The sequence below is a fragment of the Desulfovibrio sp. ZJ369 genome (genome assembly GCF_011039085.1).
Lineage (GTDB): Bacteria > Desulfobacterota > Desulfovibrionia > Desulfovibrionales > Desulfovibrionaceae > Desulfovibrio.
Genome location: NZ_JAAKEI010000034.1, coordinates 1 through 24,525 on the forward strand (window position 1 = coordinate 1; position 24,525 = coordinate 24,525).

The 24,525-nt window shown below is 62.5% G+C and carries 19 protein-coding genes; 11 read left to right on the forward strand and 8 right to left on the reverse strand.

Annotated elements, in window-relative coordinates:
• Positions 1 to 360: 360 nt before the first annotated feature.
• The 4 genes from aroC to panC form a co-directional block, all read right to left on the reverse strand.
• The gene (aroC, locus tag G7Y51_RS10235; protein WP_165177158.1) at positions 361 to 1,455 is read right to left on the reverse strand and encodes a chorismate synthase; all 1,095 of its coding nucleotides are present in this window, start codon (positions 1,453 to 1,455) and stop codon (positions 361 to 363) included.
• A 2-nt stretch (positions 1,456 to 1,457) separates the two neighbouring features.
• Positions 1,458 to 2,843, reverse strand: a complete 1,386-nt coding sequence (locus tag G7Y51_RS10240) for a Na+/H+ antiporter NhaC family protein (RefSeq protein ID WP_165177160.1) — start codon at positions 2,841 to 2,843, stop codon at positions 1,458 to 1,460.
• 347 nt (positions 2,844 to 3,190) lie between these two features.
• Positions 3,191 to 4,366: a methionine adenosyltransferase gene (gene metK, locus G7Y51_RS10245; RefSeq protein WP_165177162.1), complete on the reverse strand. Its 1,176-nt coding sequence runs from the start codon at positions 4,364 to 4,366 to the stop codon at positions 3,191 to 3,193.
• Positions 4,367 to 4,530: 164 nt separating this feature from the next.
• Positions 4,531 to 5,379, reverse strand: coding sequence for a pantoate--beta-alanine ligase (panC, locus tag G7Y51_RS10250; protein ID WP_165177164.1), 849 nt, complete (start codon positions 5,377 to 5,379; stop codon positions 4,531 to 4,533).
• Between the two features lie 103 nt (positions 5,380 to 5,482).
• On the opposite strand from panC, the gene G7Y51_RS10255 reads away from it, so the two are divergent.
• Positions 5,483 to 6,052, forward strand: coding sequence for a hypothetical protein (locus G7Y51_RS10255; RefSeq protein WP_165177166.1), 570 nt, complete (start codon positions 5,483 to 5,485; stop codon positions 6,050 to 6,052).
• A gap of 28 nt (positions 6,053 to 6,080) precedes the next feature.
• On the opposite strand, the gene G7Y51_RS10260 is transcribed toward G7Y51_RS10255, so the two are convergent.
• Positions 6,081 to 8,312, reverse strand: a complete 2,232-nt coding sequence (locus G7Y51_RS10260; RefSeq protein ID WP_165177168.1) for an EAL domain-containing protein — start codon at positions 8,310 to 8,312, stop codon at positions 6,081 to 6,083.
• 439 nt (positions 8,313 to 8,751) lie between these two features.
• Between G7Y51_RS10260 and G7Y51_RS10265 the strand changes: the two genes are divergently transcribed.
• The gene (locus G7Y51_RS10265; RefSeq protein ID WP_165177170.1) at positions 8,752 to 9,630 is read left to right on the forward strand and encodes a hypothetical protein; all 879 of its coding nucleotides are present in this window, start codon (positions 8,752 to 8,754) and stop codon (positions 9,628 to 9,630) included.
• A gap of 166 nt (positions 9,631 to 9,796) precedes the next feature.
• Here G7Y51_RS10265 and G7Y51_RS10270 read toward each other — a convergent pair whose 3' ends face one another.
• Positions 9,797 to 10,198: a hypothetical protein gene (locus G7Y51_RS10270; RefSeq protein ID WP_241160214.1), complete on the reverse strand. Its 402-nt coding sequence runs from the start codon at positions 10,196 to 10,198 to the stop codon at positions 9,797 to 9,799.
• Positions 10,199 to 10,537: 339 nt separating this feature from the next.
• A complete protein-coding gene (locus tag G7Y51_RS10275) occupies positions 10,538 to 11,149 on the reverse strand; it encodes a DUF721 domain-containing protein (RefSeq protein WP_165177172.1) in 612 nt (203 codons plus the stop codon).
• Positions 11,150 to 11,314: 165 nt separating this feature from the next.
• Here G7Y51_RS10275 and G7Y51_RS10280 point away from each other — a divergent pair, with 165 nt between their 5' ends.
• Positions 11,315 to 12,238 (forward strand): metalloregulator ArsR/SmtB family transcription factor, encoded by a 924-nt coding sequence (locus G7Y51_RS10280; RefSeq protein ID WP_165177174.1) that lies wholly within the window; start codon positions 11,315 to 11,317, stop codon positions 12,236 to 12,238.
• 35 nt (positions 12,239 to 12,273) lie between these two features.
• Positions 12,274 to 13,695: an adenosylhomocysteinase gene (gene ahcY / locus G7Y51_RS10285; RefSeq protein WP_165177176.1), complete on the forward strand. Its 1,422-nt coding sequence runs from the start codon at positions 12,274 to 12,276 to the stop codon at positions 13,693 to 13,695.
• Between the two features lie 103 nt (positions 13,696 to 13,798).
• Here the strand turns inward: ahcY and G7Y51_RS10290 are convergent, their stop codons facing one another.
• Entirely contained in the window at positions 13,799 to 14,305 is a 507-nt protein-coding gene (locus G7Y51_RS10290) for a hypothetical protein (RefSeq protein WP_165177178.1), read from the reverse strand.
• 189 nt (positions 14,306 to 14,494) lie between these two features.
• Between G7Y51_RS10290 and asnS the strand changes: the two genes are divergently transcribed.
• From asnS to G7Y51_RS10325, 7 genes are all read left to right on the forward strand, one after another.
• Entirely contained in the window at positions 14,495 to 15,859 is a 1,365-nt protein-coding gene (gene asnS / locus G7Y51_RS10295; protein WP_165177180.1) for an asparagine--tRNA ligase, read from the forward strand.
• Positions 15,860 to 15,996: 137 nt separating this feature from the next.
• Positions 15,997 to 17,043, forward strand: coding sequence for an aspartate-semialdehyde dehydrogenase (locus tag G7Y51_RS10300; RefSeq protein ID WP_165177182.1), 1,047 nt, complete (start codon positions 15,997 to 15,999; stop codon positions 17,041 to 17,043).
• Positions 17,044 to 17,204: 161 nt separating this feature from the next.
• Positions 17,205 to 18,155, forward strand: a complete 951-nt coding sequence (locus tag G7Y51_RS10305) for an aminotransferase class IV (RefSeq protein WP_165177184.1) — start codon at positions 17,205 to 17,207, stop codon at positions 18,153 to 18,155.
• Positions 18,155 to 19,444: a glycosyltransferase gene (locus G7Y51_RS10310; protein WP_165177186.1), complete on the forward strand. Its 1,290-nt coding sequence runs from the start codon at positions 18,155 to 18,157 to the stop codon at positions 19,442 to 19,444. The genes G7Y51_RS10305 and G7Y51_RS10310 overlap by 1 nt, the downstream gene beginning before the upstream one ends.
• Complete coding sequence (locus tag G7Y51_RS10315) at positions 19,441 to 20,355, forward strand: ATP-binding protein (RefSeq protein ID WP_165177188.1); 915 nt, start codon at positions 19,441 to 19,443, stop codon at positions 20,353 to 20,355. Before G7Y51_RS10310 ends, G7Y51_RS10315 begins: the two co-directional genes overlap by 4 nt.
• Positions 20,356 to 20,403: 48 nt before the next feature.
• Entirely contained in the window at positions 20,404 to 21,099 is a 696-nt protein-coding gene (locus G7Y51_RS10320) for an acyltransferase (RefSeq protein WP_165177190.1), read from the forward strand.
• A 245-nt stretch (positions 21,100 to 21,344) separates the two neighbouring features.
• The gene (locus G7Y51_RS10325) at positions 21,345 to 24,506 is read left to right on the forward strand and encodes a DEAD/DEAH box helicase (RefSeq protein ID WP_165177192.1); all 3,162 of its coding nucleotides are present in this window, start codon (positions 21,345 to 21,347) and stop codon (positions 24,504 to 24,506) included.
• The last annotated feature ends 19 nt before the right edge of the window (positions 24,507 to 24,525 follow it).

Sequence of the window (24,525 nt, forward strand, 5' to 3'; positions counted from 1 at the left end):
CTTGCAGGCGTATAACCAAAGATATCAGCCAACTGCTGTCTAGTGGCCTGTTTTGCCAGGTAAGCCTTCACGACGATAGTACGAATATTTTCAGGAGCGAACTTCATAGAACAAGTTTAGATTTTTTATGTGAAAAATTAAAGTTAAAATGCTCTAGAGCATTTTAACTTTGAAAATGCTCTGCTGACGCGAAAGCGACAGCCGCCGCAACGCGGCGTACATTCAGGCGAAAACCGCGTTTTTCGCCTGAATGCCACCTTTGACTTTCATAAAAAGTCAAAGGTAATCTGCTCTAGTCCGCCTGCTGGAAAACGTGGCGTCCCTTTCTCTCTTTCATGCCAATGCTTCCGGGCTGCCGGCTCACGCGTCCCATGCCATGCGGCCTTGCAGCAGCAGGGCGTCGGCCAGGGCCAGGGCGGTCATGGCCGAAAGCACGGGAACAATGCGCGGGATGGCGGCAAGATCGTGGCGGCCGCCCACCAGCACTGTGGCGGCCCGCCCCTGCGCATTTACGGTTTGCTGCTCGAGCGCAATGGAGGCGATAGGCTTGACCGCCGCGCGCAGCACAATGTCCTGACCGCTGGAAATGCCGCCCAGTATGCCGCCCGCGTGGTTGGAGGCAAAGCGGACACTGCGGATGGACTCGTCAGGGCCGGGCAGCAGGGGATCGTTGTTTTGCCAACCCGTGCGCCGGGCCGCGGCAAAGCCGTCGCCCACTTCCACGCCCTTGACAGCGCCCACGCTCATCAGCGCGTGCGCCAGCACGGCGTCCAGCTTGTCGAAAACCGGCTCGCCCAGACCGGCCGGAATGTTGCGGGCCACGATCTGCACTATGCCGCCCAGGGTGTCGCCCGCCTTGCGGGCCTCGGCCACGGCGGCATCCCAGAGGGCGGGCGCGGCGTCGGAGGCTGCGAAATAGGGTCGGAGGAGCGCGCCTTCCAGATCCTGCTCGGCCTCGGGCACGGCAATGCCGCCCAGTTCCACGCAGGCGGCGCAGATCCGCGCGCCCCGGCGCGCCAGGATTTTTTTGGCGATCGCGCCGCCCGCCACGCGCGCGGCAGTTTCACGCCCCGAAGAACGACCGCCGCCCCGGTAATCGCGGATACCCTTGTATTTCTGAAAATAGCCCCAGTCCGCATGGCCGGGCCTGAAGACCTCGGCCAGATTGCCGTAATCACGCGAGCGTTGATCCTCATTGGCAATATAAAAAGCAATGGGCGTGCCGGTGGTGCGGCCCTCGAACACGCCGGAGAGCAGGCGCACGGCATCGGCCTCTTTGCGTTTGGTGGCCGTGGGCCCCTGGCCGGGCTTGCGCAGATCCAGTTCGGCCTGTATGTCGGCCTCGCTCAATTCCAGGCCTGCCGGGCAACCGTCCAGCACGCCGCCCAATCCCGGCCCGTGAGATTCCCCGAACGTGGTCAGGCGCAGAATTTTGCCGAATGTGCTGCCCGCCATGCCTACGCCTCGCCGGTCGTTTGCAGCCGCGCCGGGCGCGAAGCCGGGGCCCTGGGCCGTCCGAGCATGACCGCGGCCGCGCCGGCCACGGCCAGAAGCATGCAGTACCAGTTGTTCATCGCGATTTCCAGGGGCGAGATTTTTGCCAGGGAACCGGCCAGCAAAAGCTGCGCGGCCCAGGGAATCAGCCCCTGAAACACGCAGGAGAAAATATCCAGAAGGCTGGCGCTGCGGCGGGGGTCGATCCCGTTCTTTTCGGCGATTTCCCTGGCCATGCTCCCGGTGAGGATGATGGCCACCGTGTTGTTGGCCGTGCAAATATCCGCCAGGCTGACCAGCAGGCCGATGCAGAATTCTCCGGCCCTGGTCGTGGCCTTTTTGCCTCTGGCCAGCAGGCGGGACAGGGCGTCCACCCGTTCCAGCAGCCAGGCTATGCCGCCGTGAAAGCGGATCAGCTCGCCCAGACCGCCGATCAGCATGGAAAGGACAAATATCTCGTTCATGCCGGTGAAGCCCTTGTAAATGTCCTGAGCCCAGCGCAGGGCGGAATAGGAAGTCTGCGCGTCCACGCCCAGGAGCAGCCCCACCGCGCCGCTGAACACAATGCCGGCAGCCAGAACCACAAAGACGTTCAGACCCAGAAGCGCCAGGATCAGCACGGTAAGATAGGGCAAGACCTTAATGAAATTGTAGTCCGCCAACTGCACCTGTGTGCCGTTTGCCCCGGTCAGCCAGAGCAGGACTGCCGTGAGCAGGGCCGCGGGCAGGGCGATGGCGAAATTCATGCGGAACTTGTCGCCCATCTCGCAGCCCTGTGTGCGGGTGGCGGCAATGGTGGTGTCGGAAATCATGGAAAGGTTATCGCCGAACATGGCCCCGCCCAAGACCACGCCCATGAGCAGAGGGATTTCGATGTTGGTCTGGGCCGCCACGCCCAGCGCAATGGGCGTGATGGCCGCCACCGTGCCCATGCTGGTGCCCATGGCCGTGGAGACAAAAGCGCCCACAATGAACAGACCCGGCAAAATGAAGGAAGGCGGCACCAGAGACAAGCCGAAGTTCACCGTGGCCTGCACGCTGCCGATGGCCGTGGCCACGGCCGCAAAGCCCCCGGCCAGCAGGTAGATCATGCACATGGTCATGATGTTCAGCTCGCCCGCGCCGGTCAGAAAGATAGTGATTTTTTTCTGCAGACGGCCCCGGCCCACGCCCCCCTGGAGCAGGGCCAAGGCAATGGCGGGCATGATCGCCACCGTTGCCGAGAGCTGGTAAAAGGCCATGTTCGTGCCCGAGGCCGTGAGCGCCACGCCGGTACCGATGAAGATGCCCAGAAAAAGAAGAAGGGGCAGGAGGGCCGCGAAACTGCTCTGAGGGGTGGTCTGACTCATGGGGCTCCTTGGGTCTGGCGTTGCCGGCCGGGGCACGCGCCCGCGGCCGGACCGGTGTTGCAGTATATGAAAGGCTCCTGCCTCTGGCAAGACTTCCGGCGCTTTGCGCCAGACAAGCGCATTTCGTTTTGAGCCGGAAAGAAGAGAGAGGAGGGGGGCTGCCCGAACTGCCGCCCAGCTTGGGGGGGATTTTGTACAATCCGCCTGTTCCGCGTCCACGGGGTGATCGGCGCGTTTTGGCGGCTCACGGGCTGCGGAGCGGTTTGCTCATGAAAGTAGCAAACCGCTCCACACTTGAGCCCGCCGCGGGCCGGCATGGCGACCACGGCGAAAAGGATCGGATGCCCTTACACTTTTGCGGCGGTGCGCAAATCCGACACGGCATCCGTGGCTTCCCAGGTAAATTCCGGCAGTTCGCGGCCGAAATGCCCGTAGCAGGCCGTCTTTCGGTAGATGGGGCGTTTGAGATCCAGGCGCTTGCTGATGAAGTAAGGGCGCAAATCAAAAACATCGCGCACGGCTTTGGTCAGCACCTCGTCGGGAATCTCGCCGCTGCCCTGGGAGGAGACCAGCACGCTCACCGGCTGCGCAACGCCTATGCAGTAGGCGATCTGCACTTCGCAGATCGGCGCCAGACCCGCCGCCACCACGTTTTTGGCAATATACCGGCCCATGTACGCGCCGGAACGGTCCACCTTGGAGGGATCCTTGCCGGAAAACGCGCCGCCGCCGTGATGGCCGCTGCCGCCGTAGGTATCCTGAATGATTTTGCGGCCCGTAAGCCCGCAGTCGCCCATAGGACCGCCCACCACAAAGCGCCCTGTGGTGTTGATGAAAATCTCGCAGTCTTTTTCATCAAAGTAGCCGGAAGGCTCCAGAATGGGGCGAATCACTTCGGCTTTCACGGCTTCGGCCACTTCGCCCTGGCTCACGCGGGCCGCGTGCTGGGTGGAAACCACCACGTTATTGATGCGCACGGGCTTGCCGTCCTGGTATTCAAAGGAAACCTGGGTTTTCCCGTCCGGGCGGAAAAAGTCGACAATGCCGTCCTTGCGCACCCGCGCAAGCTGCTGCGAAAGCTGATGGGCCCAATAGATGGGCGCGGGCATCAGGGTGGAGGTTTCATTGCAGGCATAACCGAACATCATGCCCTGGTCGCCCGCGCCCTGATCTTCGGGCTTGGAGCGCAGCACGCCCTGGGCAATGTCCGGCGACTGATGGCCGATGGAGGAGATGACAGCGCAGGTCTGCCAGTCGAAGCCCATTTCCGAGCTGTTGTAGCCGATATTTCTGATGGTCTCGCGTACCACCGCAGGCAGATCCGCGTAGCCGCGGGTGCTGATTTCGCCGGCGATCACGGCCATGCCTGTGGTTACCAGGGTTTCGCAGGCCACATGAGCCTCCGAGTCCTGAGCCAGCAAGGTGTCCAGCACGGCGTCGGAAATCTGGTCCGCCACTTTGTCGGGGTGGCCCTCGGTCACGGATTCAGAGGTAAAATAGTATTTGCCCTTGGTTTGCATCACTCTCTCCTTCTGCTGGCCTTGGATGAGGTCTTGAAATGACTCGTTTTATGTGAACTGTACCTGCGACTGCCCAAATCCGAGCTTGTTTGACGCCGCAGGCAAGGCAACGCGTCACAGTGCCGCCGGGATTGGAGCGAAGGCTGCGGCGGCTCTGCGGCATCGTATCAGGAACGGAGCAAAATATTGTCGATTAACCGGGCTTTGCCCATGTGCACGGCGCAGGCCATCAGGGCCGGGCCGTTGATTTCGTCCAGCGGGTTGAGGGATTCGGGATCCACCACCGCCAGATAGTCCAGACGCCCCAGGGGCAGGCGCTCGGCCCAGCGGCGCAGCACGGCCTCGCGCAGAACGACTGCATTTTTTTCGCCTTCGCTGACCAGTTTTTGCGCATACAGCAGGCCGCGCCGGATTTCCGGGGCCTGGGCGCGCTCCTGGGCGGTCATGTAAACATTGCGCGAGGAAAGGGCCAGCCCGTCGGCCTCGCGCGTCGTGGGCCGGGTTTCAATGCGGATGGGCACATTGAGATCCCGGACCATACGGCGGATGATGGCCTGCTGCTGCCAGTCCTTTTGCCCGAAAACGGCAACCTCGGCTCCGGTCAGCAGAAAGAGCTTGAGCACCACGGTACAGACGCCGCGAAAATGAATGGGACGGCTCTGGCCGCAGAGGCCTTTGGCCAGATCCGGCACTTCCACCCAGGTGGCGTGATCCGGCGCATACATGGAGCCCGGCTCCGGCATGAAGAGCACATCGACGCCGTGGCTTTCGGCAATGGCGGCGTCGCGTTCCGCGTCGCGCGGGTAGGCTTCAAGATCCTCGCCGGGTCCGAACTGGGCGGGATTGACGAACAGGCTGACCACCAGGCGTTTGGCAAGGCCGCGGCCGTGGGCCATGAGATCCTCATGCCCGGCGTGGTAATAGCCCATGGTGGGAACCAGGGCGATATCTTCGCCCGCGGCATGCCATGCGCGGCAGCGCGCCGCCAGATCCTGCGGAGTAGTTAATATCTGCATATCAAGGTATTGTGATATAGTTAATGAATGTCCTCTTATACATGGCCGCCTCCCGCTTGTAAAGTAAAAGCGTCAATGGCATAAAAGGCGCGGGAGGAGCCGCATGCTGAAACCGTTTTATCAGGGCAAACTGGATACCTTCTGCGCGATGTACGCCGTGCTCAACGCACTGCGTCTGACCCACGGCATCCGGGTGCTCAAAGCGCGGGACATCCTCAATGAAACCCTGCTGGCCCTGGCCGGCTCCCCGGACGCTTTCAGGGCCGTGCTTCTTCAGGAGACGGATTATCTCAATCTGGTTGACGGCATGTTGCGCGCGCAGCAGAAAAAATTTCCTCTGGAAGTGCGCAAACCCTTTGCCGATGCGGACAAGCCCTCTGAGGAAGAGGTCTGGGCCTGCTGCCGGGAATGGCTGACGCCCAGGACCTCGCGCGCGATCATTTTTCGTTTTTCGCGCAATCTGACGCCGGACGGGCCGCCGGTCAACCGGCACTGGACCACCGCGGATCGCATCGACGCGGAAACGCTGCATCTCTTTGATTGCAGCCATGAGGCCGAGGCTATCCTGAATATCCGCAAGGGGAGCTTTGTCACCCGCCCCGAGGCTGTCGACGCCGGGCGTCTGCTCTGTATTCAGCCGGAAACGCTGCGCCTTCTGCGCCTGCCGTTCTGAACCGGCGCGGCAGGCCTGAGGCTGGGCCTCAATATTCCCTTTCAGGCGCGGCAACGCCCACGGGCAGGCCTCTGCGGCGGGCTTCGGCCTGAAGAGTGGGGGCCACCCAGAAGGCCTTTTCCTGGACGAAGCTGAGCACCTCGAATTCCTCCACGTCAACCGGGCGCGCGTAGTAATAGCCCTGCGCGTAATTGCAGCCGATGCTGAGCAGAAAGCGCGCCTGCTCCAGGGTTTCCACGCCTTCGGCAATGATTTTCATCTGGAGTTGCCGCGCCATTTCAATGGTGTTCCGGGCTACGATCTGGCCGCGTTCATTGTCCGGGCCGTCGCTGATGAAGGTCCGGTCGAGCTTGACGATGTTAAAGGGCAGAGAGCGCAAGGTGCTCAGTGAGGAATAGCCTGTGCCGAAATCATCCATGGAAAAGTGAAAGCCCTGTTCCTGCAGGTCCTGTATGACCCGGACCAGGTTTTTTTCGCTTTCAAACAAGGCGCTTTCGGTCAGCTCCAGTTCCAGCAGATGCCGGGGCAGCTCGTACTTGTCTGTCAGGCGCAACAGCTTGTTGCAAAATTTGTCGTCATTGAAATGCATACGCGAGACGTTGATGGATACGGGCGCGGGCCGGTAGCCCTTGTCCAGCCAGTGGCGCAGCATTTTGCAGGTCAGTTCCCAGATGTACTCGTCAAAGCGGATAATAAAGCCGTTGCGCTCAAAAAGCGGCACAAAACGGCCGGGAAGGATCAGGCCGTCCTCCGGGTGCTGCCAGCGGGCCAGGGCTTCGGCGCCCACAATGCGGCCCGTGGAAATTTCCACCTTGGGTTGCAGAAAGAGCACGAACTGCTTTTTTTCCAGGGCTTCGTGCATTTGATCCCTGATGTAATTCTCATCCAGCACGCGCTGGCGCAATGCGCCGTCGTAAAAGGCATAGTTGGTCAGGTCGCTGCCTTTGACGGTCTTCAGGGCGAGAAAGGCCCAGTCGCAGAGCACATGCACCGGCGCTTTGCGCGTTGCCACCGGGCAGATGCCGAAAAAGAGCTGCACCCGGTAGGCCTGGGTATAGTCGTTTATCTGGCTGGAGAGCCATTCCACAAATTCCCGGACCCGCTGCCGGTCGCCCGAAAGGCAGACCGCGAAAATGTCGCCGGAGAGGCGGGCAAAGGCTTCCCTGCCTTTATGGAGATTTTTGCGCACGAGATGGGCAATGGCCCGCAGGAGCCGGTTGCCTTCGTCCAGGCCGAACCTTTCATTGATGCCCTTGAAGCCGGCCACATCGAAACGCACAATATAGCAGGAGCCTCCGGTATTCTGGCGGATCAGCCGCCCGGCCTTTTCAAAAAAGGTCTGCATATTGTATGCGCCTGTCAGGGGGTCATATTCCGCCCTGAAACGCAGTGCCTGCTCCGCGCGGGTCACGCTGTCCACGTCGTTGATGGTGCCGATGCAGCGCACGCCCACATCCGGATCTTCCAGACAGGTATAGGTGACTTTGCACCAGATGAAGCGCCCGTCGCGGACCCGCAGGCGCACGGTCATTTCCCCGGAATGCGAGCCTGCGGCCATTTCGCGCAGGCATGACTCGAACACCGGCCTGTCGGACGGATAGAGCACGCCGTCCTCGCGCCAGACATCAAAGAGCCGGCGGCCGTCGTAATTGCCCGCAAGCAGATCGGGAATGCGCGGAGAAGTATAGGTGGGCTCGTGCCCGCGCCATTCAAAAACCAGGGTGTCCGTGTGATCCACAACAGTCTTGTAGCGCAGATTGTCCAGACGCTGACGTTGCAGCAGCGCATTTTCGCGGGCAATGCCGCCGGCGTTCTTCTGCGCGTCGATATCCTGCACGCAGACCATCAGCAGCGGTTGTTCCAAAGGCCCGGAGAGGGGAAAAACCGTCAGCCGCGCCCAGCGGTAGCGGCTGTCGCGGCATTTTTTGCGCACCTCGCCGATGAGGTATTCCCGCTTTTCCCGGTCCGTGTTTTTCTGGAGTTCCTGGGGATTGAGAAGGCGCAGGAAAACCTGCCTGTCTTCGGGATGGATCAGATCGTCGGCAATGGCCCGCACGGTTTCGGCCAGGCCGCACCCCGCGGGCGGGGGGCAGAAGCGCACATCCCCCTCATGAATCACGCGGTAGGAGTCATCGGCAGGATTGGCTTCGTAAATTTCGTCGTAGATGCTGCGGAGCACGCAATTGTAACGGGCCTGCTGCACCTCGTCCGCAGTGGCGTCTGTTGCCGTACCCGGCTTACGCATGGGCCGCTGTTCCATAGCCGCGCCTTTGACGCCTGACGGCGCTCAGGTTTCCGTACAAGCATATCCTTGCGGCATAAAAATACCATTGCCGCCGCTCTTTTGTAAATGCCCCGGTTGTGCTTTTGCAGGGCGGATGCGTCTTCCGCGTCTGCCTTAGAGCATTTTCACTTTGAAAATGCTCTGCTGACGCGAAAGCGGCAGCCGCCGCAACGCGGCGTACATTCAGGCGAAAACCGCGTTTTTCGCCTGAATGCCACCTTTGACTTTCATAAAAAGTCAAAGGTAATCTGCTCTAAGAGCGTGGCCACGTCAGCATGATCAAAAATCATAGGCCGGGCGCGCCGCAAAAACGTCACCTGCGCGCCTTTGACATTTGCGCCTGTCCGGCTATCTTCGTGCCTGGCCGCACTTCTCTCACGCATACTGCGCGCATGCCGCGCGGCACAGAGGTTCTATGCTGATACACAAGCTTCAGCCGCTCACCGACATGTTCGACTGGCTGCATCACTTCTGGGAACGACCGTCCACACAGCGGCGCGTGGCCTTGGTTCTGCTCTGGATCTATCTGGCGGCGCTGGCGGGCGTGGAGCTCAAACGACTGGGATTTTATCCGCTCTGGCTGCCTCAGCCGCCGGACAGCCACTTTTATTCCATTCACCTGGCCTTCACCCTGATCCTGGCCATGGAGGTCATGAGCCTGATTTTTGTCATTCCCTCATCCTTGTCCCAGTCCATGGGCAAGCAGTTTGAAATCCTGACCCTGATTCTCTTGCGCAACGCCTTTAAGGAACTCTCCTCCCTGTCCGAACCCGTGTCCATCGACATCGACAACATTCTGCGGGTGGTGGAGATCGGCGTTTCCGGCGCGGGCGCGCTCTGCGTCTTCCTTTGCCTTGGCCTCTACAAGCGCATTGCGCGGCGGCACCCCTTCATCCAGAGCCCGGACATGCGTATGCGTTACGTCATGAGCAAGAAGCTGCTGGCCCTGACCCTATTTCTGATCTTTTTCGGCATCGGCGCGCGCGATCTGCTGTTGTATCTGCAGATCGGTTCGGATCAGCGATTTTTTGAAACGCTCTACACGATCCTGATCTTCGCGGATATTGCCATGGTGCTCATAGCCCAGCGCTTCATGCCTTCCTACCATGCGGTTTTCCGCAATTCGGGCTTTGTGATCGGCACCCTGCTCATGCGCCTTTCGCTCTCGGCCCCGCCGCTCTGGAGCCCGCTTATCGGCCTGTTCGCCGCGCTTTTCGTTCTGGCGCTGACCTGGGGGACCAATTATTTCAGCCCCTACCGGCTTGCGGGGAATATAAAAAACGGCAACATCTGAGAGCATTTTTTGATTGAACATATCCATTTTCAATCAGTTCGCGTCCAGAACGCGGTCTGGACGCTCATTGTATGAAGAAAACCTCCCGCCTGGCGGGAGGTTTTCTTCATACAAAAAAGCCGCTCCCCAACGGAGAGCGGCAAAAAGTCCGGCCTGCGGTGAAAAACTAGGAATTGGCGGCCTTGAGCAGATCTTCGACCATGGAGAGGCTCGGCGTCGCGCCGGCTTCCAGGCCGCAGAGGCCGCGCACGGCCAGCATGAGCATATCGAACTGAAGGGCCATTTCCGTGACGCCGTTATAAATGATGCAGTTGTCGCCGCGCACGGAAAGCCTGTAGGCGTGGCGGCTGCGATCCTGCCCGCTGGAACGCACGATATAATAAACCTGCTCATTATTTTCAGTGACATAAAGCTTTTGACGGGTGAGCATGCCGTGCTCCTCGTCATACCAGGAGCACTCCGAAAACAGACGGCCGCGAAACTGAAGATCGCTGCCGTTGTCATGTTTCAGACAAATCTCTTCCATCGTTTTCTGCACGTCCATGCCTTCCTCCACACCCTCTGGCATATCCTTTCCTGAGGCAAGCTAGCACCGCAGGCGAAGGATTGTCAATAATCGCAGCAAGCAAACAACAAAATCGCATACCTTGATTCTGATTTTTTCCCAATCAGCTGTGAATGCGGAAGAAAAAATGTGTAAACTCTAGAAATAGTCTTGCGATTCCTGAAAGAAAATTCACGAGAAATGCTTTCTTCATTGTTGCCTGCGGCCCAAAGTCGCCTCTTACGCAAAGGCAGGGCGTGCCCCGGCAGGAAAGGCACGTTTGACAAGGCTGCTGCCGTGCGGACAGCCTGAGCGGGAAAGCCCGGTCCCGGCTGCTTCGCATTGCGGTTTTAAAGTCAAACCTTAGTATGTCGTGCCTGAAGTACAGGAAAAACTCTTTTTTGCAAGACTGTTACGCCCGTTGCGCTCGCTTGCGGAAGGCGTGGCCTGCCGCGCATCCCGGAGGGCAAAACGCGCATAGCAGCGGGCCACGGGTGAGGCAGGGTCCATGTGCGCAAGAAATTTCCCGTACGGTCGGGCCGCGTCGTCGGCCAGTGCGGCGCGCCGCGCCGCTTCAGGATCCCGCGCGGCAAGCGCGGCCCCCCCCTCCTCGCCGTAGGCCGCGGCCCCTGCCAGCACTGTTTTGCCCAATGTCAGGGAAACTTTCACGCCGCTGAAAAACGGACACTCCATAAAGGCATTGACCCGTTCCAGAATCTCGCCGCTCAAAAGGTGCAGTTCCTGGACAAGCATGGCGTCCTCAGCGCCGATCAGAAGCAGATCCTTATGATGGCCCAAGGGCAGAGCCAGCGGGGCCAGCTCCGGGCCCATGACCATGCTCCAGTTCTGCCAGAGCCGACAGAGCCGCGCCCGCTCCGGGCCGCCGCCCAGGGCTTCCAGCACCGAGGCCAGTACCCTGTCGGCCGCTATGGGCTGGGAAGTTTTTTGCCGCTTGCGCGCTTGTCGCAAGGCCATGTCGTCCTCTCTTTACTTCGCTCCCCGAAGCCCGCGGCTTCGGGCGATGCTGGCGCATTTTCTGCGGCAGCCCTGACCGGCCCGCAGGAAGTTCTTGACCATATCCGGATAAGCTGATATTTGTATCAACATACATTGATTTAGTCATCACAACACGGACGCGGCATGACGATTCTTCATTTCAAAGCCCTTTCCGATGAAACCCGGCTGCGGCTTGTGCATATTTTGCTGCATTATGAGCTCTCGGTCAACGAGCTGGTGCGGATTCTGGGCATGGGCCAGTCAAGGGTTTCCAGGCATCTGAAAATTCTCACTGAAGCCGGGCTGCTCACCTCGCGCCGGGATGGGCTGTGGGTTTTTTACGCCGCGCCGCGCGCCGGAGAGGAACGCGATTTTCTGCGCGCCGTGCTGCCTTTTGTGCATGCTGATGCCGTCATGCAGGCCGATCTGGGCATGGCCGCTCAGATTCTTGAGGAACGCGCCCGCAAAACCCGCCAGTTTTTCAATGCCATTGCCGAAGACTGGGACGAACTCAACCGCGAGGTGCTCGGCGCGTTCGATCTGCCCGCGGCTGTCTGCGCGGCCGTGCCTCAGGGTTGCGGCACGGCCGTGGATCTGGGCTGCGGCACCGGCGCTGTGCTCAGCCGCCTGCTGCCCCTGGCCCGGGGCGTGATCGGCGTGGACGGCTCGGCCCGCATGCTGGAACTCTGCCGCCGCCGCTTCAATCCGGACGAACCCGCGGCCGGGCGTGTCTCCCTGCGCATAGGCGAGCTGGATCATCTGCCCCTGCGCGACGGCGAGGCGGACTTTGCCTGCATTAATCTGGTGCTGCACCACTTGTCCGAGCCGGTGGCGGCCCTGCGCGAGATCCGGCGGATTCTGGCCCCGGGCGGCCGCCTTTTTGTGGCGGACTTTCTGCGGCACAACGACGAAACCATGCGCAGCCGCTATGGCGATCTCTGGCTTGGCTTCAAGGAAAGCGAACTTGCCGACGGCCTGAGCCGTGCGGGCTTTACGCGTATCGGCCGTCAACGGCATGCCGTGGGCCGGGGGCTGGAGCTTGTGCTGTTCAGTGCCGAAGCGTGCTGATGCAGAGAAAAAACAACATTTGCAAGGAGACGATCATGACCAGAGCACTGGATTTGAGCCTGCCGCATAAAGTGGCGGATCTCAGCCTGGCCGACTTCGGCAGGAAGGAAATGCAGCTTTCCGAGCGGGAAATGCCCGGCCTCATGGAGTGCATCAAAAAATATGGCCCTGAAAAGCCCCTCAAGGGGCTCAAGATCATGGGATCCCTGCACATGACCATTCAAACGGCCATGCTGATCAAGACCCTGCACGCCCTGGGCGCGGACATCCGCTGGGCCTCATGCAATATCTTTTCCACGCAGGATCACGCGGCCGCGGCCGTTGCCGAGCAGGGGCTGGCCAAAGTCTTTGCCTGGAAAGGGGAGACCCTTGAGGATTACTGGTGGTGCACGGAAATGGCCCTGACCTGGCCCGACGGCACAGGTCCGGATCTGATCGTGGACGACGGCGGCGACGCCACGCTGCTGATCCACAAAGGCGTGGAAGCCGAGGACAATCCCGGCATCCTCACACAAAAGGCCGAAAGCAGGGAGTTCCAGTGCGTGCTTGACCGCCTGGCCCTGCGCCTCAAGGAAGACCCGCAACACTGGCACAAGGTGGCCGCAAAGATCAAAGGCGTTTCCGAAGAGACCACCACCGGCGTGCATCGCCTTTACCAGCTGGAAAAGGAGGGCAAACTGCTCTTCCCGGCCATCAACGTCAACGACTCGGTGACCAAATCCAAGTTTGACAATCTCTACGGCTGCCGCGAATCCCTGGCCGACGGCATCAAGCGCGCCACGGACATCATGGTGGCCGGCAAGGTGGTCGTGGTCTGCGGCTACGGGGACGTGGGCAAGGGCTGCGCCCAGTCCATGCGCGGCTTTGGCGCGCGCGTGCTGGTCACTGAGATCGACCCGATCTGCGCGCTCCAGGCCGCAATGGAAGGCTATGAAGTGACCACGGTGGAAGACGCCCTGCCCCTGGGCGACATTTATGTGACCTGCACCGGCAATTATCATGTGATCACCGGCGCGCACATGGAAGGCATGAAGGACGAGGCCATTGTCTGCAATATCGGCCACTTTGACAATGAAATAGATATGACCTACCTGGAGAGCACGCCCGGCGTGAGCAAGCTGAACATCAAGCCCCAGGTGGACAAATGGACCCTCAAGTCCGGCCGGAGCATCGTGGTTCTGGCCGAAGGCCGTCTGGTCAACCTGGGCTGCGCCACGGGGCATGCCAGCTTTGTGATGTCCAACAGCTTCACCAACCAGACCCTGGCCCAGATCAAACTGTCCAGGGAAGCCCTGGAAACCAAAGTCTACACCCTGCCCAAGGAACTGGATGAAGAAGTGGCCCGCCTGCATCTCGGCCGGCTGGGAGCCAAATTGACAAAACTCAGCCCGGAGCAGGCCGCCTATATCGGTGTGCCGGTGGAAGGCCCGTACAAGAGCGCCATGTACAGGTATTGATTTCGTTTGCTGGCAAGTGTTTTTTCCAGCCCTGCAAACGTGCGTCGCATGTTGGCAGGGCTGTTTTTTAGAGCGGTTTAGCTAATTTCATTAGCAAACCGCTCTATTTCCACAAATTGCCGTACTTGGCGGCAATGCCGTCGGTGCGCTCCACCAGCTTGTCCACCAGGGCGTCCATATCGTCGCCATTGACCGTGCCCAGCTCGCGGGCCAGCAGATAGCCGAGGTAGCCCTTGCCCTGGCTGAACACCCAGCACACGGAATACACCGAGCCCACGCCCGGGCGGCTCGGAAACTCCGGGGCCGTGCTCAGCAAAAGGCGCAGCTTGGGCATGTCTTTCTCGTCATCGTCATTGAGCGTGAAAAGATTGCTCTGATTGAAACGCTCCTTGAGCCTGGTGCCCAGGCGCGCGCCGATGCTGTCCGAGCCTTCGAGCTGCACGCTGATCACCGTGACCCGATCAACGCCTTTTTCCGGCTTGTCCGGCGTGGGCTTGCCTGCCTGCGGCGTGACGGTCCCGCTGACGGAAGCGGCCTGGGCGACATGGGCCCGCGGCCCGGCAAGCGTCAGTGCGCAGGCCAGAAGCAGGGCGTAAAAAACTGTTTTCATCCTTGTTTCCCCTTGGCAGTGCAGAACAGTTGCAGACCGTTGCGGGCAAATCCCCGCGGGCGTACCCCGTACTGTTGCCCCGATTCTACACAATGTTTAGAAAAAGGGAAAGGGGGCACTGGCCACTCTTGAGCAAGTCGGGCGGACAGGCTACACTTCAGGGCGAAAACTTTCACGCAAGGAGCCGCCATGCAGAGAACCCTGATCATCGACGCCCTGAGCGCCGAAAAAGCGCAGCAAGAAATTATGATCTGCGGCTGGGCGCGCACGCGGCGCGACGCCAAGGGTTTTTCTTTTCTGGAGATCAACGACGGTTCCTGCCTCGCCAATCTGCAATGTATTGTGGATGAGGGCACCGAGGCGCACGCGGCCCTGGGCGAGGCCAATACCGGCGCGGCCCTGGCCGTGACCGGCGCGCTGGTGCCCTCGCCCGGCAAAGGCCAGAAATGGGAAGTGCGGGCCAAAAGCATCCGGGTTTTCGGCCTGGCTGACCCGCAAACGTTTCCCTTGCAGAAAAAACGCCATTCCGACGAATTCCTGCGCACCATTGCCCATCTGCGCAGCCGTACCAACAAGTACGGGGCCGCCTTCCGCATCCGTTCCGAGGCCGGTCGGGCCGTGCATGACTTTTTCCGGCAGGAGGGTTTCGCCTGGGTGCATACGCCTGTGCTCACCGGCTCGGATTGCGAGGGCGCGGGCGAGATGTTCCGGGTCACCACCCTTGCGCCCGGCGAAAAAAGCCTGGAAGGGGATTTCTTCAGCCGCCGGTGCAATCTCACCGTGTCCGGGCAACTGGAAGCCGAGGCCCTGGCCCTGGGCCTGGGGCGCGTCTACACGTTCGGGCCCACCTTCCGGGCCGAGAACTCCAATACCCCGCGCCATGCCGCGGAATTCTGGATGATCGAGCCGGAGATGGCCTTCGCGGATCTGACGGATCTCATGGAGCTGGCTGAAAGCCTGACCCGCCACGTCATCGGGCATGTGCTCGAACATTGCCAGGCCGATGTCAGGCTCTTCGACGCTTTTGTGGACAAGGGCCTGCTGGCCCGGCTCCAGGGCCTGCTGGCCAAGCCCTTTGCGCGCATTCCCTATGCCGAGGCCATTCGCATCCTGGAAGACAGCGACCGCGCCTTTGCTTTTCCCGTGACCTTTGGCATGGATCTTCAGACCGAGCATGAGCGCTATCTGGCTGAGGAGCACTTCCAGCGGCCGGTCATTGTCTATGACTATCCCAAGGAAATCAAAGCCTTTTACATGCGCTGCAACGACGACAACGAGACTGTGGCGGCCATGGATATGCTGGTGCCGCGCATTGGGGAGCTGATCGGCGGTTCCCAGCGCGAGGAACGTCTGGACAAGCTTTGCGAACGCATCCGCGAAATGGGCCAGAACCCCGATGATTACTGGTGGTATCTGGATCTGCGCCGTTTCGGCAGCGCGCCGCACGCGGGCTTCGGCCTGGGCTTCGAGCGTCTGCTCATGCTGCTGACGGGCATCACCAACATCCGCGACGTGATCCCCTTCCCGCGCACGCCCGGGAACCTGGAGTTTTAAGGCCAGCCCTCAGTACAACGCCGCGCGCGTCTTCACATTTCAGACAAGGACGGCTATAGTGCGCTCGCGTCCGGCTGTTGTACCGGCGCGGATTTCACGGTCGCGCCTGCGCGCCCATCGCCAGAGGAGACAAAAGCATGAGCAAAAAATTGACTGTTGCCGTTGTGGGCGCCACGGGCGCCGTGGGCCGTGAGATGCTCAACACCCTGGAAGCGCGCAAATTTCCGGCCACCCAGGTGCGCGCCTTTGCCTCGGCCCGCTCGGCCGGCAGCAAGGTGCCTTTCGGCGAGCGCGAACTTGTTGTGGAAGAACTGAAGGAAGATGTCTTTGCCGGCATTGATCTGGCCATTTTCTCGGCCGGGGGGGGCACTTCCACGCAGTTTTCCCCGCACGCGGCCCACGCCGGTTGCGTGGTGGTGGACAATTCCGCGGCCTGGCGCATGGACGAGCGCTGCCCCCTGGTGGTGCCGGAGGTCAACCCCCAGGCCCTGGAGCGGCATCAGGGCATCATTGCCAACCCCAACTGCTCCACCATCCAGATGGTAGTGGCGCTCAAGCCCCTGCACGACGCGGGCACAATCACGCGCGTGGTGGTTTCCACCTATCAGGCCGTGTCCGGCACGGGCCAGAAAGGCATTGAGGAGCTGGAGCGCCAGGTGCGCGACCTGTTCAGCATGCGCGAGCCGGAAAACCGGGTCTATCCCTTCCGCATTGCCTTCAATGTGCTGCCGCACATCGACATTTTTCTGGACAACGATTACACCAAGGAAGAAATGAAGATGGTCAATGAGACCGTCAAAATTTTTGACGATCCTTCCATCAGGGTCACGGCCACCTGCGCGCGCGTGCCGGTCTTTTACGGCCATGCGGAATCCGTGAACGTCCAGACGGAAAAAAAGATCACGGCCAAACAGGCCCGGATTATGCTCTCCCAGGCCCCGGGCGTCATGGTCTACGACAATCCCCGCGAGAAAATGTACCCCATGCCCGCCTATATCGCCGGGGAGGACCCTGTTTTCGTGGGCCGCATCCGCGAGGACGAAAGCATTGAAAACGGCCTGAACATGTGGATCGTGGCCGACAACGTGCGCAAGGGCGCGGCGCTCAATGCCGTGCAGATCGCCGAAGAACTGCTCAAAAAGGATCTGATCCGCGTGCCGGACAGGGACGTTTTCCTGAGCTAGACTCAGCCCTCATGACAACGCCGTCCGCGAAACGCTGCATGTTTCGCGGGCGGCGCTGGAGAGGATTTTGCCCCTGCAAATGCTCTCAAAGTTTTTTGCGGCGTGCGGCCCCGCCGACATTCCCGCAGGGCCTTGCACAACGCTTCGGGAGAAAATGCCTTATGAACCCCGTGGATGCCCGGACCTATCTGCAGGCCCTGCTGGCTGCCCCCCGGCCCGGATCGGAAAAGTATCTCGCTTTTTACGATCACCGGATCGGACTGATCGGCACGGATCCGCGCCTTCTGCTTGTCCCGCTGGACGATCATCTCTGCCACCGCGGCGACGGTCTGTTTGAGAGCATCTGCTTCCGGGATCGCACGATCTTCGCGCTGGACGAGCATCTGGCCCGCATGCGCGACGGCGCCAAGGCTCTGACCCTGACCCCGCCCTGTTCATGGGAAGAAATGCGCGCGCGCATCCTGGACGTGGCCCGCGCCTCCGGGCAGGATCACGGCGATTTGCGCGTTTTTCTGGGCCGGGGTCCGGGCGGCTTCGGCATTTCCCCGGCGCAATGCCCCGAGGCCAGCTTCTATGTGGTGGCCCTGCAGAACGCCCTGCCCTCGGAAGCCCTTTACCAAAAGGGGCTCACGGCCTTTGCCAGCGCCATTCCGCCCAAGCAGGAATACCTGGCCCGGATCAAGAACACCAATTACCTGCCCAATGTCTTCATGGCCGCCGAGGCCTTGCAAAAAGGCATGGACGTGGCCGTGACCTTTGACGAAAACGGCGTCATGGGCGAGGCGGCCATTGCCAATGTGGGCATTGTCGACAAGGACGGGCGGCTGCTCTGCCCGGAATTGGGCCGCATCCTGCCGGGGACCACCCTGCTGGCGGCCATGGACGTGGCTGCCGGGCGCATGCCCGTGCTTTCCGGCCCGATCCGCAAGGCCGATATCGAGACGGCCCGCGAAATGCTGCTTTTCACCAGTGCCACACTCTGCGTGGGCATCACCCATTTTGACGGCAGACCCGTGGGTCAGGGCGAGCACAAGGGCAGGCCCGGACCTGCGGCGCTCTGGCTCAAGGATGCGCTGCTGGCCCGTATGCTTGCCGAAGGCGCGCGGTTCTGATGCGCGTTCTGCTGATTTCCCTGCAAGATGAAAAAGAGGCCCGGCAGTCTCCCACGCGGCAGAGGGCGCAGGCTCTGGAACAGGAGCAGACCCTGGCCCTTGCCAAGGCCATGCGTGACGGCGGCCGTCTGGCCCCCCTGCTGGTCTGCCGCAAAAACTCCCGGCTGCGTGAGCGAGCCGACGCCCTGCATCTGCCGGTGCTGGCCGTGGGCGGCGCGTCGGCCTGCAATCCGCTGACCCTGTTGCGTCTCTGGCGCTGGCAGCGCCGGCATAAAAAGCTGCTGGTGCAGACCGTGGGCCAGGAAGCCGTGCCCCTGGGCCGTCGGCTGCGGCGCATGCGCCCCAAAGACAGCACCCTGCTTTCCCATGCCTTTTTTCTGCGCCCGCCCGCGCCGGAGCACTGTGCGGAACTGCGGGACGCGCAGCACATTCTCTGCGGATCAGGCCATGTGCGCCGCCGCATTCTCAAGGCCTGGGACGCGGCGCGGCAGGCCGCCCCGGCCCAAAAGCCGGATGCGGCCGCACTGCAAGAGCAGGAGGAACATCTGATCATCCTGCCGCCGGGCATCAGCCTGGAGGGTTTCACGCCCTCGCCGGAATGGCGGGAGGGGCATTTCATCTTTGGCATGGGCGAAAGCCTTGCGCCGCGTTCCGGCGTGCTTCAGGTGATCCGGGCCATGGCCGCCCTCTGGCAACGGGACGATCTGCCCCCCTGGGAAGTGCGCATGCTGGGCGGGGGCCCGCGCTTCAACGAAGCGCTGAAAGAAGCTGTGACCCTGGGCGTCGAGTCGCGCCTCTGCCTGCTGCACGAGCAATACGCGCCCGTCGTGCTGCGGAGCTGCCATGTCTGGATCGCGCCCGGGGACTCGCCCGAGGAAAGCCCGGAAACGCTCTGGACCGGCTTTGCCGCCGGTCTGCCCGTGATCGCGGGCCAAAGCGAGCTGCACGCCGAGCGTCTGCGCGGGCAGGAGGATGCCGTGCTGCCGGTGGACGAAAGCGATCCGCAGTCTCTGGCCAAAGCCATGATCGCGCTGATGCAGGAAGCGGATCTGCGGCGCGCCCTGGCCGCCCGCGCCGTGGCGTTGCGCGCTGCCGTAAGCCTTGAGAGCATGGCCCACGCGGCCTGTAGTTTGTTTGAAGCCTGGTTTCGCGAGCAGGGCTGGCTGGAAGCCCTGCCGCCGGACGCGGCCAGCCCTGACGCAACCCAGCCCCCGGCCGCGCCCGCAGGCCCGGAACCGGCCCGGCCTGAAACCGAACAGCCTCCATCAGCACCTTCAGGACAGGTATGAAATGCAAAATCTGCAAGGCTGAGGCGGCAGTGGCGCTCAGAAGCCACAATGCCGCCTTCTGCCCGGACTGCTACAAAGACTTTTTCGCCCGCCAGGTGGCGCGGGGCATTGAAGGCCAAAAGCTTTTCAGCCGTGACGAGCGCATTTTGGTGGCCCTTTCCGGGGGCAAGGATTCCCTGGCCCTGATGCTGGAGCTCTCCCGCCAGGGCTATGACGTGACCGGCCTGCATATCGATCTGGCCATTCCCGGCTCGTCGGCCGCGGCGCGCGGCGTGGTGGAGCGCTTTTGCGCCCGCCACGGCCTCAAGCTGCTGATCCGGGACATGACCGTGGAGGGCCTGCCCATCCCCCTGGTCAGGGAGCGCCTGCGCCGCCCGATCTGCTCGGCCTGCGGCAAGATCAAACGCCATTTCTTCAATAAGGTCGCCCTGGACGAAGGCTTTGACGCCTTGGCCACCGGGCACAACCTGGACGACGAGGTGGCCCGCCTGTTCAGCAACACCCTGCGCTGGGATACGGCCTATCTTTCGGATCAGGGGCCGCTGCTGGCCGGCGAGCGCGGCTTTGCCCGCAAGGTCAAGCCGCTCTGGCGGCTCTCGGAATTTGAGACCGCCAATTACGCCTTTTTGATGGGCATTGAGAATCATTACGCGCCCTGCCCCTACAGCCCCGGGGCCAGCTTCAGCACGCTCAAGGGCCTGATGCAGCAGCTGGAGGCCGCCATGCCCGGCCGCAAGCTGGATTTTTACCAGGGTTTTCTGGCGCGCGGGCGGCCCGTGTTCGCCCGGCGCGAGGCCGAAGCGGGCGTGGAGCTTGCCCCCTGCCCGCAGTGCGGCTATCCCACCTCGTCCGGGGATCTCTGCGGGGTCTGCCGGATTCGGGCGGCCGTGCAGGACAGGGCTGACGCATAAAATGCGGCAGCCTTGCCCCCTGCCCTGATCCGGGCTAGGTTCATCTCTATGAACGTCCTGCGCAAAGCTTTGCAACGGGGTCTGACCCCGACCAATGTCATCAGCTATATATGCCTCCAGACCATGCGGCTGTGGGGAGCCTTCTGGGGCACGCTACGCCTGCGCTGCAAGGCCTTTTGTCTGGGCGTGGCCGTGGGCCCGGGCGTGCGCGCCCACGGGCCCGTGGGCCTGCTGCGCTGGCCGGGCAGCAGCATCCGCATAGGCGCAGGGGCCAGCCTGATTTCCTCCTGGCGGCGGGCCACGGCCGCCACCCTGGCCGCGCCCACGCGCCTGCGCACCTTTGGACCCCAGGCGGCCATTGAAATCGGCGAGGGCGCGCAGTTGAGCGGCGCGTCGATCACCGCCCGCTCGCAGCGCATTGTGCTTGGCCGTCAGGTTTTGCTGGCGCCCAACTGCGTGATCGTGGATTCGGATTTTCACGCCCCTTGGCCGCCTGAGGCCCGCGCCACCCAGCCGGGTCTGGAGGCCGATGCCCCGGTGGAGATCGGCGATTACGCCTGGATAGGCATGAACTGCCTGATCCTCAAAGGCGTGCGCATCGGCGAGGGTGCCCTGATCGGCGCGGGCAGCGTGGTGACCCGCGACGTGCCGCCCTTCTGTCTGGCCGCAGGCGCGCCCGCCCGCGTGCTGCGCAGGATCGGGCCAGAAGATCTCCGGGCGGCGTTCTCTCCGGCGCAACCCTAGAGCGTTTTGCTAATGAAATTAGCTAAACGCTCTGGCGACAGCGTTAGCTGGCGCCCGCGCCAAATGAGCGTCCAGACCGCGTTCTGGACGCGAAATGATGGCAGCGAAGTGATTGAAAATGGATATTTTCAATCAAAAAATGCTCTAAGAGGCTGCCCTGCCGCAGGGGCGCGGCAGGCAAAGCCCGGCGTTCACGGCGCAACGCCCCACTGTTTCCAACACGTTGAAGAGCGGATACCTGCGTCATGGCCCATGATCACAAAAGCGGCCCCAGGCGGGAACAAGAGGCGCAATCGTCCGCCGCGGGCCAGCCCCCCTCGCCGGTGGGCGAGTATATCGCCGCCCTGCTGGCCTCCTCCAGGCTGGGCGGGCAGGTCACGCACCATCGTCTTTTGCCCGGGACTGATCCCGAATTCGCCTCAAGCCGCCGCCCCTGGCCCGGCGCGCTGGAGCGCCTGCTGCGTGAACGCGGCGTGCGACTTTACAGTCATCAGGCCCTGGCCACGGATCACATCCGCGCCGGGCGCTCTGTCGTGGTGGCTACGCCCACGGCCAGCGGCAAAAGCCTGATTTACAATCTGCCCGTGCTGGAACGCCATCTGCTCGATCCCGAGGCCCGGGCCCTGTATCTTTTTCCGCTCAAGGCCCTGGCCCAGGATCAGCTGGCCGCCTTCACGGCCCTGACCTCCTCCTGGCCCGAAGCGGCCCGGCCCGCGGCCGCGCTCTATGACGGCGACACCAGCGATCATTTTCGCCGCAAAATCCGGCGCAATCCGCCCACAGTGCTGATCAGCAACCCGGAAATGCTGCATCTGGGCATTTTGCCGCACCATGAGCAATGGGCTCCCTTTCTGGCGGGCCTCACGCATGTGGTGGTGGACGAGGCGCACATGTACCGGGGGGTCCTGGGCGCGCACATGGCCCATGTGTTCCGGCGGCTGAACCGTCTGGCGGGCCGCTACGGCGCGCAACCGGTCTATGTGCTCTGCACGGCCACCGTGGGCAATCCTGGCGAGCTGGCAGCCGCGCTCACCGGCCTGGACGTTCCGGGCGCGGGAGCCGCGCGCCGAGCTCAGGGGCCTGTTGTTATTGATCACTCCGGCGCTCCGAGGGGACCTCGCCATTTTGTTTTTCTGAATCCCGATCAAAGCCCGGCCACGGCGGCCATTGATCTGCTCAAGGCGGCCCTGGCCCGCAATCTGCGCAGCATCGTCTATTGCCGTTCGCGCCGGATGACCGAGCTGGTGAGCCTCTGGGCGGGCAGCCAATCCGGCCCCTATAGGGAGCGTATCTCCGCGTACCGGGCGGGCTTTCTGCCTGAGGAGCGCCGGGCCGTGGAGGCCCGCATGGCCTCAGGCGAGCTCCTGGCCGTGGTCAGCACCAGCGCGCTGGAACTGGGCATCGACATCGGCGGCCTGGATGTCTGCATCCTGGTGGGCTATCCGGGCACGGTCATGGCCACGTTGCAGCGCGGGGGCCGGGTGGGCCGGGCCCGGCAGGAATCGGCGGTGATCGTGGTGGCCGGGGAGGACGCCCTGGATCAGTATTTCGCCCGCAATCCCGAAGATTTTTTCAGCCGCCCGCCGGAACGGGCCGTGGTCAACCCGGACAATGAGGTCATTCTGGCCCGGCATCTGGAATGCGCTGCCGCCGAGCTGCCCTTGCGTCTTGATGAGCCCTGGCTGCGCTCCCCGGCGGCGCGCTCGGCGGCACGGGCGCTCTGCGCTCAGAGCCTGCTTTTGCAGTCCGCGGACGGCGCCACGCTTCTGGCCGCGCGCAAGCGGCCGCAACGTCTGGTGGATCTGCGCGGCACGGGCCGGACCTTTGACATTGAGGATCAGGAAGGCCGGCTCATCGGCTCCGTGGACGGCTTCCGCGCCTGGCGCGAAACGCATCCGGGCGCGGTCTATCTGCACCGGGGCCGCTCCTACGTCATTGAGGAAATTGATCCCGGCCGGGCCCGGGTGCTGGCAAAAGAGGCCAAAACCTCCTGGTTTACGCGCACCCGCGGCCAAAAGAGCACGGATATTCTGGAGGAAAGCGAGCGCCGCGCCCTGGGCCGGGGGCTGGTCTGCCGGGGGCGGCTGAGGATCACCGAGCGCATCACCGGCTATGAAAAACGCGCCACGTCCGGCAACCGTCTGCTGACCATTGTGCCGCTGGACGCGCCGCCGCAGGTTTTTGAAACCGAAGGTCTCTGGTATGTGATCCCGGACGCAATCCGCGCCGGGCTGGAAGAGCGCTTCCTGCATTTCATGGGTTCCATTCATGCGCTGGAGCACGCGGCCATCGGCCTCATGCCGCTGCTGGTCATGGCCGACCGCAATGACTTTGGCGGCATTTCCACGCCCCTGCATCCCCAGGTGGGCCTGCCCTGCGTCTTTATTTATGACGGCCTGCCCGGCGGCGCGGGCCTGACCCGGCAGGGCTTCGCGGCGGCGCGGGAACTGCTGGAAGCCACGCGCAGGGCCATTGCCGCCTGCCCCTGCGAGGACGGCTGCCCCTCCTGCGTGCATTCCCCCAAATGCGGTTCGGGCAACCGCCCCATCAGCAAGGAGGGAGCCCTGGCCCTGCTGGACGAGCTTTTGGCTCCGGGCGCGGAAGGCGAAAGACTGTGCCGCGAGCTGCGCATCAGCCCGGCTCCGGATCGCCTGAGCGAGAGCGTGGCGCAAGCGGCGGCAGCGCAGGCCCCGGCTTTTCCCGCTTCCGGGCCGCGCAACAACTTTTCCGCGTTGAAAACACAGGGCGATGCGGCGCAAGCGGCCCGCGCCGAAGTTGCCGCGCCTGTTGCGCCGGCCGCGCCCCCCTCGCCTGAGCCTCTGGCAGGCGAGGCCCTTGCCCGGCATCTGCCCGTGCCCCCGCCGCGGCATTTTGTGGTTTTTGACGTGGAAACCCGCCGCTCCGCAGCCGAGGTGGGCGGCTGGAACCGGGCCGGGCAGATGGGCGTGAGCGTGGCCGTGCTGTACGACAGCACGGCGGACGATTATTTCTCCTACAGGCAGGAGGAATTGCCCGCGCTTTTCGAGCGTTTGCGCGCCGCGGATCTGGTGGTGGGCTTTAACAGCCTGCGTTTTGACTATGCGGTGCTCGCGCCCTTTGCCCCGTTTGAGCTGCGCTCCCTGCCCAGCCTGGATCTCTTGCAGCGGGTGCATGAGCGTCTCAACTACAGGGTTTCACTCAATAATATCGGGCAGGCCACTCTGGGCGAACCCAAGAGCGCGGACGGCCTCCAGGCCCTGCAATGGTGGAAGCAGGGCCGCTGCGAGGAAATTGCGGCCTATTGCCGCAAGGACGTGGATCTGACCCGCCGCCTGTACCTTTTCGGCCTGGCTGAAGGCTATGTGCTGTTCAGCAACAAGGCCGGGCAGCGCGTGCGCCTGCCCGTGGACTTCAGGGCGCGGCCATGACGCGGCTTTCGCCGGCCGC